The 14,617-nt window shown below is 50.2% G+C and carries 14 protein-coding genes; 11 read left to right on the forward strand and 3 right to left on the reverse strand.

All coding sequences use genetic code 11. The features are described from left to right. The first annotated feature begins 3 nt into the window (after positions 1-3). A complete protein-coding gene (gene atpD / locus EHV07_RS23320; protein ID WP_147200445.1) occupies positions 4-1,386 on the forward strand; it encodes a F0F1 ATP synthase subunit beta in 1,383 nt (460 codons plus the stop codon). A 21-nt stretch (positions 1,387-1,407) separates the two neighbouring features. After that, a complete protein-coding gene (locus tag EHV07_RS23325; protein ID WP_147200446.1) occupies positions 1,408-1,827 on the forward strand; it encodes a F0F1 ATP synthase subunit epsilon in 420 nt (139 codons plus the stop codon). A gap of 83 nt (positions 1,828-1,910) precedes the next feature. Here EHV07_RS23325 and EHV07_RS23330 read toward each other — a convergent pair whose 3' ends face one another. Continuing rightward, on the reverse strand, positions 1,911-2,342 hold the full coding sequence (locus EHV07_RS23330; RefSeq protein WP_147200447.1) for a winged helix-turn-helix domain-containing protein: 432 nt from the start codon (positions 2,340-2,342) through the stop codon (positions 1,911-1,913). A gap of 559 nt (positions 2,343-2,901) precedes the next feature. On the opposite strand from EHV07_RS23330, the gene EHV07_RS23335 reads away from it, so the two are divergent. From EHV07_RS23335 to glmS, 5 genes are all read left to right on the forward strand, one after another. After that, positions 2,902-4,962, forward strand: coding sequence for a glycosyl hydrolase family 18 protein (locus tag EHV07_RS23335; RefSeq protein ID WP_371419658.1), 2,061 nt, complete (start codon positions 2,902-2,904; stop codon positions 4,960-4,962). A gap of 57 nt (positions 4,963-5,019) precedes the next feature. Then, positions 5,020-5,541 carry a lysozyme gene (locus tag EHV07_RS23340; protein WP_168199662.1) on the forward strand — a complete coding sequence of 174 codons (522 nt, stop codon included), beginning with the start codon at positions 5,020-5,022 and terminating at the stop codon, positions 5,539-5,541. Continuing rightward, a complete protein-coding gene (locus EHV07_RS23345) occupies positions 5,538-5,855 on the forward strand; it encodes a phage holin family protein (RefSeq protein WP_147200450.1) in 318 nt (105 codons plus the stop codon). The genes EHV07_RS23340 and EHV07_RS23345 overlap by 4 nt, the downstream gene beginning before the upstream one ends. 251 nt (positions 5,856-6,106) lie before the next feature. After that, entirely contained in the window at positions 6,107-7,477 is a 1,371-nt protein-coding gene (gene glmU, locus EHV07_RS23350) for a bifunctional UDP-N-acetylglucosamine diphosphorylase/glucosamine-1-phosphate N-acetyltransferase GlmU (RefSeq protein WP_147200451.1), read from the forward strand. A gap of 153 nt (positions 7,478-7,630) precedes the next feature. Beyond that, positions 7,631-9,463, forward strand: coding sequence for a glutamine--fructose-6-phosphate transaminase (isomerizing) (glmS, locus tag EHV07_RS23355; RefSeq protein WP_147200452.1), 1,833 nt, complete (start codon positions 7,631-7,633; stop codon positions 9,461-9,463). 42 nt (positions 9,464-9,505) lie between these two features. On the opposite strand, the gene EHV07_RS23360 is transcribed toward glmS, so the two are convergent. Next, positions 9,506-10,051, reverse strand: a complete 546-nt coding sequence (locus tag EHV07_RS23360; protein ID WP_147200453.1) for a hypothetical protein — start codon at positions 10,049-10,051, stop codon at positions 9,506-9,508. A gap of 8 nt (positions 10,052-10,059) precedes the next feature. Next, entirely contained in the window at positions 10,060-10,488 is a 429-nt protein-coding gene (locus tag EHV07_RS23365; protein ID WP_147200454.1) for a hypothetical protein, read from the reverse strand. A gap of 348 nt (positions 10,489-10,836) precedes the next feature. On the opposite strand from EHV07_RS23365, the gene pstS reads away from it, so the two are divergent. The 4 genes from pstS to pstB are packed head-to-tail and all read left to right on the forward strand — an operon-like array spanning position 10,837 to position 14,606. Further along, positions 10,837-11,886, forward strand: a complete 1,050-nt coding sequence (pstS, locus tag EHV07_RS23370; RefSeq protein ID WP_147200455.1) for a phosphate ABC transporter substrate-binding protein PstS — start codon at positions 10,837-10,839, stop codon at positions 11,884-11,886. Positions 11,887-11,945: 59 nt separating this feature from the next. Further along, positions 11,946-12,908 carry a phosphate ABC transporter permease PstC gene (pstC, locus tag EHV07_RS23375; protein WP_147200456.1) on the forward strand — a complete coding sequence of 321 codons (963 nt, stop codon included), beginning with the start codon at positions 11,946-11,948 and terminating at the stop codon, positions 12,906-12,908. Then, positions 12,905-13,792: a phosphate ABC transporter permease PstA gene (pstA, locus tag EHV07_RS23380; RefSeq protein WP_147200457.1), complete on the forward strand. Its 888-nt coding sequence runs from the start codon at positions 12,905-12,907 to the stop codon at positions 13,790-13,792. The genes pstC and pstA overlap by 4 nt, the downstream gene beginning before the upstream one ends. A 43-nt stretch (positions 13,793-13,835) precedes the next feature. Then, entirely contained in the window at positions 13,836-14,606 is a 771-nt protein-coding gene (pstB, locus tag EHV07_RS23385) for a phosphate ABC transporter ATP-binding protein PstB (protein WP_147200458.1), read from the forward strand. Positions 14,607-14,617 lie beyond the last annotated feature (11 nt).

The following is a 14,617-nucleotide window of genomic DNA, read 5'->3' on the forward strand; positions in this document are numbered from 1 at the left end:
AGAATGGCTACTGGAAAAATTGTCCAGGTAATCGGCGCCGTTGTTGACGTCGAGTTTCCTCAGGACGCAGTACCACAGGTGTACAGCGCGCTTGAGACTAAAAATGGTGATGCCCGTCTGGTGCTGGAAGTTCAGCAGCAGCTGGGTGGCGGCGTGGTTCGCGCCATCGCGATGGGTTCTTCCGATGGCCTGAAGCGTGGCCTGGAAGTCGCAGACCTTGCGCACCCAATCGAAGTACCCGTCGGTACTGCAACACTTGGCCGTATCATGAACGTGCTGGGTGAGCCAATCGATATGAAAGGCGATATCGGCGAAGAAGAGCGTTGGGCTATCCACCGTTCAGCACCTTCGTACGAAGACCAGTCCAACTCTCAGGAGCTGCTGGAAACCGGTATCAAAGTTATCGACCTGATGTGTCCGTTCGCTAAGGGCGGTAAAGTTGGTCTGTTCGGCGGTGCGGGTGTAGGTAAAACCGTAAACATGATGGAGCTGATCCGTAACATTGCGGCTGAGCACTCAGGTTTCTCCGTATTTGCCGGTGTGGGCGAGCGTACCCGTGAAGGTAACGACTTCTACCACGAAATGACCGACTCTAACGTTATCGATAAAGTTTCTCTGGTCTATGGTCAGATGAACGAGCCACCAGGAAACCGTCTGCGCGTCGCGCTGACTGGCCTGACTATGGCTGAGAAGTTCCGTGACGAAGGTCGTGACGTTCTGCTGTTCATCGATAACATCTACCGTTATACCCTGGCCGGTACAGAAGTTTCTGCACTGCTGGGTCGTATGCCTTCTGCGGTAGGTTATCAGCCAACGCTGGCGGAAGAGATGGGCGTTCTGCAGGAACGTATCACCTCAACCAAAACCGGTTCAATCACTTCCGTACAGGCCGTTTACGTTCCTGCGGATGACTTGACTGACCCATCACCAGCCACCACCTTTGCTCACTTAGACGCAACCGTGGTACTGAGCCGTCAGATTGCTTCTCTGGGTATCTACCCAGCGGTTGACCCACTGGATTCTACCAGCCGTCAGCTGGATCCACTGGTTGTTGGCCAGGAGCACTACGACGTAGCGCGTGGCGTTCAGTCGCTGCTGCAGCGTTATCAGGAACTGAAAGACATCATCGCCATCCTGGGGATGGACGAGCTGTCTGAAGAAGACAAGCTGGTGGTTGCTCGCTCTCGTAAGATGCAGCGCTTCCTGTCTCAGCCGTTCTTCGTGGCAGAAGTCTTCACCGGTTCACCTGGTAAGTATGTGTCGCTGAAAGATACCATCCGTGGCTTTAAAGGCATCATGGACGGTGAATTCGACCATATGCCAGAGCAGGCTTTCTACATGGTTGGTTCCATCGAAGAAGCTGTGGAAAAAGCGAAGAAACTGTAAGAGTTTCTCTGGAGGTTAACTATGGCTATGACTTATCACCTGGACGTTGTCAGTGCAGAACAGCAGATGTTCACCGGCACTGTGCAGAAAATCCAGGTGTCAGGTAGCGAAGGTGAGTTAGGGATTTTCCCTGGCCACGCCCCGCTGCTGACCGCCATTAAACCTGGTATGATCCGTATCGTTAAAGAGCACGGCGACGAAGAGTATATTTATCTCTCTGGCGGCATGCTGGAAGTACAGCCTGGCGCGGCTACCGTGCTGGCTGATACTGCGATCCGCGGCACCGACCTCGATGAGGCTCGCGCCCTGGAAGCGAAGCGCAAAGCTGAAGAGCACATGAACAGCTCTCATGGCGATGTAGACTTTGCTACTGCATCTGCTGAACTGGCTAAAGCGATCGCCAAACTGCGCGTGATCGAGTTGACCAAAAAAGCGATGTAACTCAGGTTTAAGCTACAGAATGCCAGTCAGGAAACTGACTGGCATTTTTTTTGCCTTACGGTCAGCCAGCAACACCGCGCCAATCAGGCCGGATGAAAACAGTAGATGAGGGTATAGATCAGGATGATAAAGGCGATGAACGTAATAATTGAACCAATGAGGCGTTCATATCTCGGCTTGTGGTAAATGACCGCCCCATCCGCTTTATCGGAAATAAAAAGATAGCCTTTGCCGGGGATGGTCTTGATGCAATTGGTCAGGTTTACGGCCGCCAGATCCCGTCGTGTTTTGTAAATCAGCTGTGTCAAATTGGCATCATCCGTTGTTTCCGCCCGCTGTTCCCAAATCACGCCAATCAAATTTCTTTTGGTCAGTTCAGTATCAGGGTGTCGGATAAAATGACTCAGCAGTCGTTTCTCTTTTTCACTGATACTTAATTTAATAGCACCATTGATAAGTTGGTTAGTCTCTTCTGAAAAGAAGATATTATTACCAAGATGGATTTTTTTGTTCATTTACCGGCTACTCGTTCAAAATGAAGGTTATAAATCGTTATAGCGAAAGAAGTATGAGGCGTTGTCAGAGAAATAAGATAACCGTAATTAATTTTATGCGTTATTAACGATTTTATCTTAATGACTTACTGCGTTCATAAATATTAGCCAGATGCTTCCAGTCGCCGTCTAGAGCGCAATATAACAGGCAAAAAAGAATATCTGTCTTGCAATTATTAACACCTCGCTCGCAAAAAGTGCATGCCCGCAGGAGCAAAGCCTTATCCTGACCGGGCTGGCTGCGGCTACACTGAGCAAAAAACCTCAGGCAAGAGTAAAAATTGTTTACCTTCCATTTATTTTTAAGAGTGAAAGTTATCATAAGAAATCACCCTTTGTTTAAACTGCGTTGCTATTAATAATATTTTTGATGGCGCCTCAGGTTTCTTACAATTATTTTTCAATATTACTCTTTATTTATGGTTGGAAACGCCAGGGGTTAAGGAAGAGACTCAGCGGGGTAGTGATATGAAGATTCAATACAAACGGAAACGCAACCCTCGCAAAAGAAGGAATTATCATGAGTAAGTTGATTCAAAAAGATCTTTTAACCGAGCAATCCTATGCTGCGGATGGCTTTAACCCGGCAACGAATACCGCTGAGTTCAGCTATACTTCCGGCCGCGTAGCGAAACGTGTGTATAACAAATATAACACCGCTAATAAACCTAAGCTGTTTGGTTACTACACCGACTGGGCGCATTACGATCAACGTCAGGTTGATAATAATGGCAACATCGCCAAAGCGAGCCGTGGCCGTGGGATTGACATCACTAAATTAGACCCAACCGCTTACGATAAAATCATTTTTGGTTTTACCGGTATCGTTGGTGATAAAGGTGATAATCGGGAAAAAATTGAGCTGGCAGCGAAACAAACGCTGAAAAAAACCAATGAAATGACCATCCTGGATCCGTGGGGCGATTGCCAGTCCTATATCAACTGTGGTTTTAGCGGCTGGAAAGCGTTCGGTTTTGGTGCTGGCAGCATTGGTTCCGATATCGAGGAAGACTGCTTCTATCAAAATCACCCTAACCTACAGGGTGTGCTGGGTGCGATGCGCGACTTACAGAAAAACGCGAAAGCACAGGGCCACGATCTGGCGCTCTCTTTCAGCCTCGGTGGCTGGACCATGAGTGATGCGTTCCACGAGCTGGCGAAAAGCCAGAGCGCTATCGATACGCTGGTTGCCAGTATCATTGATTTCTTCAACCGCTTTCCGATGTTTTCTGAAATCGATATCGACTGGGAATACCCCAATGCGCCAGGCGCAGGCAACCCACATGGCCCGGAAGACGGCGACAACTACGCCGTGCTGATTGATACGCTGCACAAAGCGCTGATCGCCAATAACATGAGCCATGTAAAAATCAGCATCGCTTCTTCGGCTAACGTGGAAGTGTTACAGCATTCCAATATCAAAGGTCTGCTGGAAGTGGGTCTGTATGGCATCAACCTGATGACTTATGACTTCTTCGGTACGCCGTGGGCGGACGGTCTGGGTCATCATGCTAACCTGTATAAAACCCAAAATTCGACCTATAGCCTGGAAGAAGCAGTGGAATATCTGCTGAACCTGGGTGTCGATCCTGAAGCCATCAACATTGGTTACGCAGGCTATTCACGCAGTGCCAAAGGCGGTGAAATCCGTTCTTTCTCTCCACTCGAAGGTTCTTATGACGGTAACGGTACGACCGCCGGTACGTTTGAATCAGGCTGTGTGGAATGGTATGACGTCATTAATAACTATCTGGATCTGGAAAATCAGTCTGGTCGTAACGGTTTTAACGTTTATACCGATGATGAAGCCTGTGCGGATTATCTCTACAGCCCTACGTCAAAAGTTTTCCATTCTATTGATACCCCACGTACCGTTCGTGAAAAAGCCCGCTACGTTATTGAAAAAGGTCTGGGCGGTCTGTTCACCTGGACTATCGATAACGACAATGGCCTGCTGGTTAATGCGGGTCGTGAAGGTATGGATTGCCCTATTGTTCAGCAGAATATTGATATGTCTCCTTTCTATTTCAAAGGTATCAATATTGAGGGTGAAACGCCGGTTAAGCCTGTTGATCCTGTAGAGCCTGTTGATCCGGAGGATAACACCATGCCAACGGCGGTTATCACCGTTAAAGCAGTGGGCGGCAGCACGTTAATTTTCTCGGCTGACAAATCTGCAAAAGCAGCCAGCTACAAATGGTCAAGCACCGGTAACGTGCAAATTGTTTCTCCGCAGGCCAGCGAAACGAATGTTGCTCTGCCAGCCGTGACCACTGAAACCGTGGTGGAAGTGCTGCTGACCGTGACCGCTGCGAACGGTAAAACCGATATGGCTTCTTATAAAGTTATTATCGCGCCTGCGGCAGCCGTTACGCCGGATGAGCCAGTTGTACCGGATGTGCCTGTTAATCCTGAAGTGCCTTCTGACTATCCACAATGGAGCGCAACGGCAACTTACCTGGAAGGCAGTAAAGTTACCCACAAAGGCGTTAACTTCATCGGTAAATTCTGGTCACAGGGTTCCGAACCGGGCTTGGAAGAAACGACCGGACAGTTCGGTAAGCCATGGGATTATCTCTGATAATGTCATTTTAATTTAATGCTCCTTCGGGAGCATTATTCTGTTTATGGTAAGAAAATGAATATTTCCAGTGCGGGTATTAATTTCATTAAAAGCCACGAGAAACTTATTCTAAGTGCCAGCCTTGATGATATGAATATCCGGGTTATCGGTTATGGGCACAGAGAGAATATCTGTGAAAACCAGGTCATTACTCAGGAAGAAGCGGATGAATGGCTAAAGCAGGATCTGCTGAAATGCAGCGAGCTGCTTAACAACGTCATCGAGGTTCCCGTTTCACAAAATCAGTTCGATGCGCTTTGTTCTTTTCTTTTCAGTGTGGGTGCCGGACAGCGAGGGGTAAAAAGCGGGCTGGTGGAACTGAGAAGTGGGCAGCCATCTGCGCTTCTTTTGTTTCTTAATCAGGGATGTTATGCGGCCGCGGCAGAGCAGTTTGGCTCATGGATCTATGCGGGCAATACTGTAAAAAAAGACCTGATACTGCGCAGAGAACATGAGAAGAATCTTTTTCTTCGCAAGCGCCGCCTGGCGACGGATGTCATTCTCCAGCACGCTGCTTCAGGAGGGCTGCCGCGATGAGTCCTTTACTATGGGTCTTTTTATCTGAGCATCATCTTCTGGATGCGGTCGTCATTTCAGGGATGGGTGGCGTGGTGAGTTATATTCTTCATCAGCGAATCAAGCCCTGCAACGCGCACCGGCTGAAAACATTTCTACAGCATCTGATCGTATCGATGTTTACCGGGCTGTTAATCGGTTTACTGTGTGTCGATTTCAATGCCACAACATCCCAGACGCTGTTTTTTGCCGGAGTCGCCGGCACCAGCGGCAGTGAAATTATCCTGCTGCTGCAAAAGCGCCTGAGCCTGTGGCTGGGACAAAGAAAAGCGTAACTTTTTTTAAGTAATTCTGCATCATCGGCTTTCACCGCCGCCAGGTGCCCAGATCCTGAAGGAATGGCACAGTTTTGGTGATATCATGCCCGCTGCTATTGAGGGAAGGTCGCTCAGATCTCCTCCTCTTTTATCAGCCATGACCGAAGTATTTTTGAGTGGCAAAAGAAGTAGTATTTATGCCGCAAAATGGTTTTACTTTTCGGCGTGGAAAGCAGATTTTTTTCGCCAAAATCAGAAGCAGGATGTTTATGTCAAACAGCGCGATGAGTGTGGTGATCCTTGCAGCAGGCAAGGGAACCCGTATGTATTCCGACCTTCCTAAAGTTCTTCATCTGCTGGCCGGTAAACCGATGGTACAGCACGTTATCGACGCGGCTAACGGCGTAGGTGCTGATAAAGTCCACCTGGTCTATGGCCATGGCGGCGAGTTACTACAATCTCGCTTAACCGATCCCTCGCTGAACTGGGTGCTCCAGGCAGAGCAACTGGGCACCGGCCATGCTATGCAGCAGGCTGCGCCTTTCTTTGCCGATGATGAAGACATCATGATGCTCTACGGCGACGTGCCGCTGATTTCGCCAGAAACGCTCCAGCGCCTGCGCAGCGCTAAACCCAAAGGCGGAATCGCGCTGCTGACTGTTATCCTTGATAATCCGACGGGTTACGGCCGCATTATCCGCGAACAGGGTTCAGTTGTCGGTATTGTGGAACAGAAAGATGCCACGCCGGAACAGCTGGCGATCCGCGAAATCAATACCGGTATTTTGCTGGCTAACGGCGCCGATCTGAAGCGCTGGCTGAGCAAACTGACCAATAATAACGCGCAGGGCGAGTACTACATTACCGACATCATTGCTTTCGCGCATCAGGAAGGACGGGTCACTGAAGCGGTGCATCCTTCCCGCAATTCGGAAACCGACGGCGTCAATAACCGGCTTCAGCTGGCGACGCTGGAACGCGTTTTCCAGGCAGAACAAGCTGAAAAGCTGCTGCTGGCAGGCGTAATGTTGCAGGATCCGGCTCGTTTCGATCTGCGGGGCGAACTGACGCATGGCCGTGACGTGGTGATTGATACTAACGTTATCGTAGAAGGCCGCGTTCATCTCGGCGATCGCGTGAAGATTGGCAGCGGATGCATACTGAAAAACTGTGTTATTGGTGATGACTGCGAAATCAGTCCCTACAGCGTGCTGGAAAATGCAGAGCTGGCGGCGACCTGCACCGTCGGGCCTTTCGCTCGGTTACGTCCCGGTAGCTCGCTGGCTGAAGGGGCACACGTTGGCAACTTCGTTGAAATGAAAAAAGCCTCGCTGGGTAAAGGCTCGAAGGCGGGCCATTTGAGCTACCTGGGCGATGCAGAAATTGGCGCCAACGTGAATATCGGTGCCGGAACGATTACCTGCAATTATGACGGCGTAAATAAATCGCTAACGGTTATTGGCGACGACGTGTTCGTCGGCTCAGATACGCAACTGATAGCGCCGGTTTCCGTCGCTGCCGGGGCAACCATCGCTGCCGGAACGACAGTGATGAAAGACGTGGCAGCCAAAGGCCTGGTCTACAATCGTCGGGATCAGCAGCTGAAAACAGGCTGGCAGCGTCCGGTTAAGAAACAATAAGCAGCACCTTAAGGCGGCCAGAGAGCCGCCTGATTGAAGCAGTCATAATGATAAGCCCCACTCTCTACAAGGCTCGGGGCACCGGAAAATACCGGAACAAACAGGTCAGAAGACAAAGTTAATGGCTCAGGCCATAACGTCAGGAAAACTACTATGTGTGGAATTGTTGGAGCAGTAGCGCAGCGTGATATCGCTGAGATCCTTCTTGAAGGATTACGTCGCCTGGAATATCGCGGCTATGATTCTGCCGGGCTTGCTGTGGTGACGGCAGAAGGGCAGGTTACCCGTCTTCGTCGACTGGGTAAGGTGCAAAAACTGGCAGAAGCGGCGGAAACGACGCCGCTGACAGGCGGCACCGGTATCGCACATACCCGTTGGGCAACGCATGGTGAACCTTCAGAAGCCAATGCGCATCCTCATATCTCAGAACACATCATCATTGTTCATAACGGCATTATTGAGAATCACGAACCACTGCGCGAGCAGCTGATGGCGCGTGGCTATCATTTTGCTTCCGAAACCGATACCGAAGTTGTAGCGCATTTAGTGCACTGGGAGCAGAAGCAGTACGGCGGCACGCTGCGTGAAGTCGTACAGCGAGTTATTCCTCAGCTGCGTGGCGCATACGGTATGGTGATCATGGACAGCCGCGATCCGTCCGTGCTGGTCGCTGCCCGTTCCGGTAGCCCACTGGTGGTTGGCTGTGGTGTAGGCGAAAACTTTATCGCTTCTGACCAGCTGGCGCTGCTGCCGGTGACGCGTCGCTTTATCTACCTGGAAGAAGGCGATATCGCTGAAGTTACCCGTCGCGACGTTACCATCGTCGATCGTAATGGCGATCGGGTACAGCGCAACGAAATCGAATCCAACGTGCAGTACGATGCGGGTGACAAAGGCCTGTACCGTCACTACATGCAGAAAGAGATTTATGAACAGCCAATGGCAATCAAAAACACCCTTAGCGGGCGTTTCAGCCATGGCGAAGTGGATCTCTCTGAACTGGGACCCGATGCTAACGCGCTACTGAGCCAGGTCGAACATATTCAGATCATCGCCTGCGGTACCTCATACAATTCAGGAATGGTGTCACGCTACTGGTTTGAAGCGCTGGCAAACATACCTTGTGATGTGGAAATCGCGTCAGAATTCCGCTATCGCAAATCTGCCGTGCGTAAAAACAGCCTGTTGATTACGCTGTCGCAGTCTGGCGAAACGGCCGATACGCTGGCGGCACTGCGCCTGTCAAAAGAGCTGGGCTACCTCGGTTCACTGGCAATTTGTAACGTGGCAGGCTCCTCGCTGGTACGTGAATCCGATCTGGCGCTGATGACCAAAGCGGGCACCGAAATCGGCGTGGCTTCTACCAAAGCCTTTACCACCCAGCTGGCCGTCCTGCTGATGCTGGTGGCGAAGATGGGTCGTCTGAAGGGTGTGGATCCGCAGATTGAGCACGATATCGTTCACGGTCTTCAGGCGCTGCCAAGCCGAATTGAGCAGATGCTGTCACAAGACAAACTGATCGAAACGCTGGCAGAAGACTTCTCCGACAAGCATCACGCCTTATTCCTTGGCCGTGGCGATCAGTATCCGATTGCGATGGAAGGGGCGCTGAAGCTGAAAGAGATTTCGTATATTCATGCAGAAGCTTACGCGGCGGGCGAACTGAAGCACGGCCCGCTGGCGCTGATTGATGCGGATATGCCGGTTATCGTTGTGGCACCTAACAACGAACTGCTGGAAAAGCTGAAGTCGAATATCGAAGAAGTGCGTGCTCGTGGCGGCCTGCTGTATGTCTTTGCCGATCGGGACGCGGGTTTCACCAGCTCCGAGGGTATGCAGATCGTCTCGCTGCCGCATGTGGAAGAGATCATTGCCCCGATCTTCTACACCGTCCCGCTTCAGCTGCTCTCGTATCACGTGGCGCTGATTAAAGGCACCGATGTGGATCAGCCGCGTAACCTGGCGAAGTCTGTCACGGTCGAGTAACGGGTTCTGAATTTTGCTGTGCCTGTATGGCACAGCAAAATATTATGGGAAAATTTCATTTATATATTTATTTCTGTCCAAATTGAAATGTTCCACTTCCTCAGTGGTTATTTTCCCTTGCTGAAGTAAACGTTCTTTTTCTGCTGGAAATCTTTTGTCGCTGCCTAAATATAAAGCTGCAAGATAATTAATATCTTTTGTTTTTTCTTTTTCAGATAACTTGACTACTTCTTTGTAACATTGATTGTATGGCATGGAGAGTTTTTCTTTTAGCATGCATTCAGTCAGGGATGATACGGGTCTCTTATTTTTAATATTTATACTTTCAATTTCTTTGAGCCCTTTAAGATACTGCCCGTCGGCTACCAGAATATTCGCATACATATTTTTCACATTACCGTTGTCGGGATTATTTTTTACAATGGATTCAATCTTTTCAATTATTACAAGTTTGTTGTGATCGTCGGCTTTCAAATATCCTGAGACAAGCTCTGAAACTTCCTGCGTTGCTTTGTCAGCGTAAGCACCTGTCGCCAGGGAGTAACCTGACCAGAATGAAAATAACATCATAAAAATTAATTTTTTCATTATTTTACCTAAAAAGGAGTAAGATTTATGACTCTTTTGAGACTTTTAGGAAAAGGCACAATCTGGCCTGTGTAACCTGAGATTACGTATCCGCCTTCAACGATGATTGAGGCAGATTTATCGTTTTTTTTAATAAAAAATTCTGTACTGCCAATGAGAATCTCATCGATTCCTACTGCAAATCTTTCATTAAATTTTTTTTGTAAAATAGCTTCATGGTTATCTATGTTATTTCTTATTTTACACCAAAACAAAGCTACTCCCGAACCAGCAGCTTTAACTGCAGCAGTTTTACCTGCTGCAGAGATATATATTTTTTTTCCGTCAGTTGTGTTTTCATCTTTTACAACCAGAGAAATTGAGAAGCTTGCATGTATGCCTACGCCTTCTATACGCATGTCAGCCAACTGTGAAAAATAAAAATTTTTAATAGTCATAAGTATCCCTCTTACAACATCCATTGTTGTACTTGATCGTGGTTTCACAGACAGCGATCAAGGTCTGGTAAAATCTATTACCTGAAGAGGGTTTTACACTCCTGAACGAAAGCGGGCAACAAAAAATGATTAATGTTGCTGGATTAACTCAAATTTTTAATATTTGAATCCTTTTTTTTCTTTCGAAAAAAAGACTACTCCTGTAAGGAGGAAAGATGAGTTAGTTGTCACAAAACTGTCATATTTTCTACATTTCACTGTCATCAAACTGTCCTATTTTGCCTCCAGCAGCAATCATTATTACTGATAAAACGGCATGTAGCCTGACTTTACTCCCCTGGAGGGAACATGACACTGATGCAAAAAACGCTGGCTCAATGTATCGCTTTAACCCTTTCATTGAGCGCTGTTTCTGCTTTTGCCGCCGACAATCTTACTGGCGCAGGTGGGACTTTCCCGGCACCGGTCTATAACAAATGGGCGGCGGAATACAATAAGGCAACGGGCGCTCAGGTTAACTATCAGGGCATCGGTTCTTCGGGCGGCGTAAAACAGATTATTGCAAAAACGGTCGACTTCGGTGCTTCGGACGCGCCAATGAAAGAAGAAGATCTGCAAAAAAATGGTCTGTTCCAGTTCCCAACCGTGATTGGCGGCGTCGTGCTGGCGGTGAATATCCCAGGCGTAAAATCCGGTCAGCTGACGCTGGATGGTAAAACCGTTGGCGACATCTATCTGGGTACCGTTAAAAAATGGAACGACCCGGCCATCACTAAACTGAACCCCGACGTAAAACTGCCGGACAGCAATATTAACGTGGTACGCCGTGCTGATGGTTCCGGTACGTCATTCGTGTTTACCAGCTATCTGGCAAAAGTGAACAGCGACTGGAACAGTAAAATTGGTAAAGGCAACACCGTTAACTGGCCGGTCGGCCTTGGCGGGAAAGGTAACGATGGCGTGGCCGCTTTTGTTCAGCGTCTGCCTGGCTCTATCGGCTATGTTGAATACGCTTATGCCAAACAGAACAGCCTGGCTTACACCAAACTGCTGGATGCCGATGGCAAAGCGGTTGAGCCGAGCGAGCAGAGCTTCAGCGATGCGGCTAAGGGTGCAGACTGGAGCAAATCTTTTGCTCAGGATCTGACTTATCAAAAAGGTGAGAATGCATGGCCGATCACCTCAACCACGTTCATCCTGTTGCAAAAAGAGCAGGCGAACGCTGAGAAAGGGACTGCCGTGCTGAAGTTCTTCGACTGGGCTTATAAAAACGGCACTGCGACCACCAACAGCCTTGATTATGCTTCTCTGCCAGATTCCGTTGTTGAACAGGTTCGTGCAGCCTGGAAAACCAATGTGAAAGACAGCTCAGGTAAAGCGCTGTACCAGGCTGATTAAACGGCTAAAAGTTACGGGCGGACGCTGCGCCGCCCTGAACCTCTACTATCGAGAATTCTATGGCTACGACCAGGCCGACATTTAATCCCCCCGGCAAGCAGGGCGACATCCTTTTCGGCGCGCTGGTAAAACTGGCTGCGCTGATTGTCCTGTTGCTGCTTGGCGGCATTATTGTCTCACTCGTTATCTCATCCTGGCCCAGCATACAAAAGTTCGGCTTTTCTTTTTTATGGACCAAAACCTGGGATGCGCCCAACGAACAGTTTGGTGCGCTGGTGCCCATCTACGGCACTGTTGTCACCTCGGTTATTGCGCTGATTATCGCCGTTCCGGTTAGCTTTGGCATCGCGCTGTTTCTGACGGAACTGGCGCCAAACTGGCTGCGTCGCCCCTTAGGCATGGCGATTGAGCTGCTGGCAGCGATCCCCAGCATCGTTTACGGCATGTGGGGTCTGTTTATTTTTGCCCCGCTGTTTGCCACTTATTTCCAGACGCCGCTCGGCGAGCTGATGGCGAATATTCCCATCGTCGGCATGCTCTTTTCCGGCCCGGCTTTCGGTATTGGTATTCTTGCCGCCGGGATTATCCTGGCCATTATGATCATTCCCTATATCGCCTCTGTCATGCGTGACGTCTTTGAACAGACGCCGGTGATGATGAAAGAGTCGGCTTATGGCATTGGCTGCACCACATGGGAGGTGATTTGGCGCATCGTTCTGCCGTTCACCAAAAATGGCGTGATCGGCGGCGTGATGCTGGGACTGGGCCGCGCGCTGGGTGAAACCATGGCGGTGACGTTTATTATCGGCAATACCTACCAGCTCGACAGCGCCTCGCTGTTTATGCCGGGTAACAGCATCACCTCGGCGCTGGCGAATGAATTTGCTGAAGCGGAATCGGGCGTGCATACCGCCGCACTGATGGAGCTGGGGCTGATCCTGTTTGTGATTACCTTTATCGTGCTGGCCTGCTCGAAATTTATGATCCTGCGCCTGGCAAAAAGTGAAGGAGCACGCTCATGACGATGATGGCTTTGCAATCGCGCGCCGAACTGGACGCATCACGCCGTAAAATGCAGGCGTGGCGGCGGATGAAAAACCGCATTGCGCTAACGCTTTCTCTGCTGACGATGGCTTTTGGCCTGTTCTGGCTGGTCTGGATCCTGTGGGCCACCGTGACTCGCGGTTTCGACGGCATGACGCTGTCGCTGTTCACCGAAAATACGCCTCCACCCAATACGGCTGGCGGCGGTCTGGCGAATGCCATTATGGGTAGCGGCCTGCTGATCCTGTGGGCTACCGTGATCGGCACACCGCTGGGCATTATGGCGGGCATTTATCTGGCGGAATATGGCCGTAAAGGCTGGCTGGCTGAAGTGATCCGCTTTATCAACGACATTCTACTGTCGGCACCGTCCATCGTGGTTGGCCTGTTTGTCTATACGCTGGTCGTCGCGCGGATGCAGCATTTCTCCGGTCTGGCTGGCGTGCTCGCGCTGGCGCTGCTGCAAATCCCCATCATTATTCGCACCACGGAAAACATGTTGAAACTGGTGCCGGACAGCCTGCGTGAAGCGGCTTACGCGCTGGGAACGCCAAAATGGAAAATGATCTCGGCCATCACGCTGAAAGCGTCGGTATCCGGCATTCTTACCGGTGTTCTGCTGGCCGTTGCGCGCATTGCCGGCGAGACGGCTCCCCTGCTGTTTACCTCGCTGTCCAACCAGTTCTGGAGCACCGACCTGATGCAGCCACTGGCCAACCTGCCGGTAACCATTTTTAAATTCGCCATGAGCCCGTTTGCCGAATGGCAAAGTCTGGCCTGGGCTGGCGTGCTGCTGATTACTCTCTGCGTGTTAGTACTGAATATCCTGGCACGCGTGATTTTTTCCAAGCGCAAACACTAATTAAGATGCGCGGCTGCGGCGGCGCAAACAAGCGAGAAAGAGAATGGCTGACAATACCGCCGGAAATATGATTCAGGTTCGCGATTTGAACTTCTATTATGGAAAATTTCATGCGCTGAAAAACGTTAATCTGGATATCGCTAAAAACCAGGTCACGGCGTTTATCGGCCCGTCAGGCTGTGGTAAATCTACCCTGCTGCGCACCTTCAACAAGATGTTCTCGCTCTATCCTGAGCAGCGCGCCGAAGGCGAGATCCTGCTGGATGGCGAAAACATCCTGACCGCCAGCCAGGATATCGCCCTGCTGCGCGCGCGCGTCGGGATGGTGTTCCAGAAACCGACGCCGTTCCCGATGTCAATTTACGATAACATCGCTTTTGGCGTGCGCCTGTTTGAAAAACTTTCCCGTGCCGATATGGACGAGCGGGTACAATGGGCGCTGAGTAAAGCCGCTCTGTGGAATGAAACCAAAGATAAGCTGCATCAAAGCGGTTACAGCCTTTCCGGCGGTCAGCAGCAGCGACTCTGTATCGCTCGCGGCATCGCTATTCGGCCGGAAGTGCTGCTGCTGGACGAACCGTGCTCGGCGCTGGATCCGATTTCTACCGGACGTATCGAAGAGCTGATTACCGAGCTGAAGCAGGATTACACCGTCGTTATCGTAACCCACAACATGCAGCAGGCGGCGCGCTGTTCCGATCACACGGCATTTATGTATCTGGGCGAGCTGATTGAATTCAGCGACACCGACACGCTGTTCACCAAGCCGCACCAGAAACAAACTGAAGACTACATTACCGGCCGCTACGGCTGAGTTGCCTGGAG

Source organism: Pantoea sp. CCBC3-3-1, assembly GCF_007981265.1.
GTDB lineage: Bacteria > Pseudomonadota > Gammaproteobacteria > Enterobacterales > Enterobacteriaceae > Erwinia.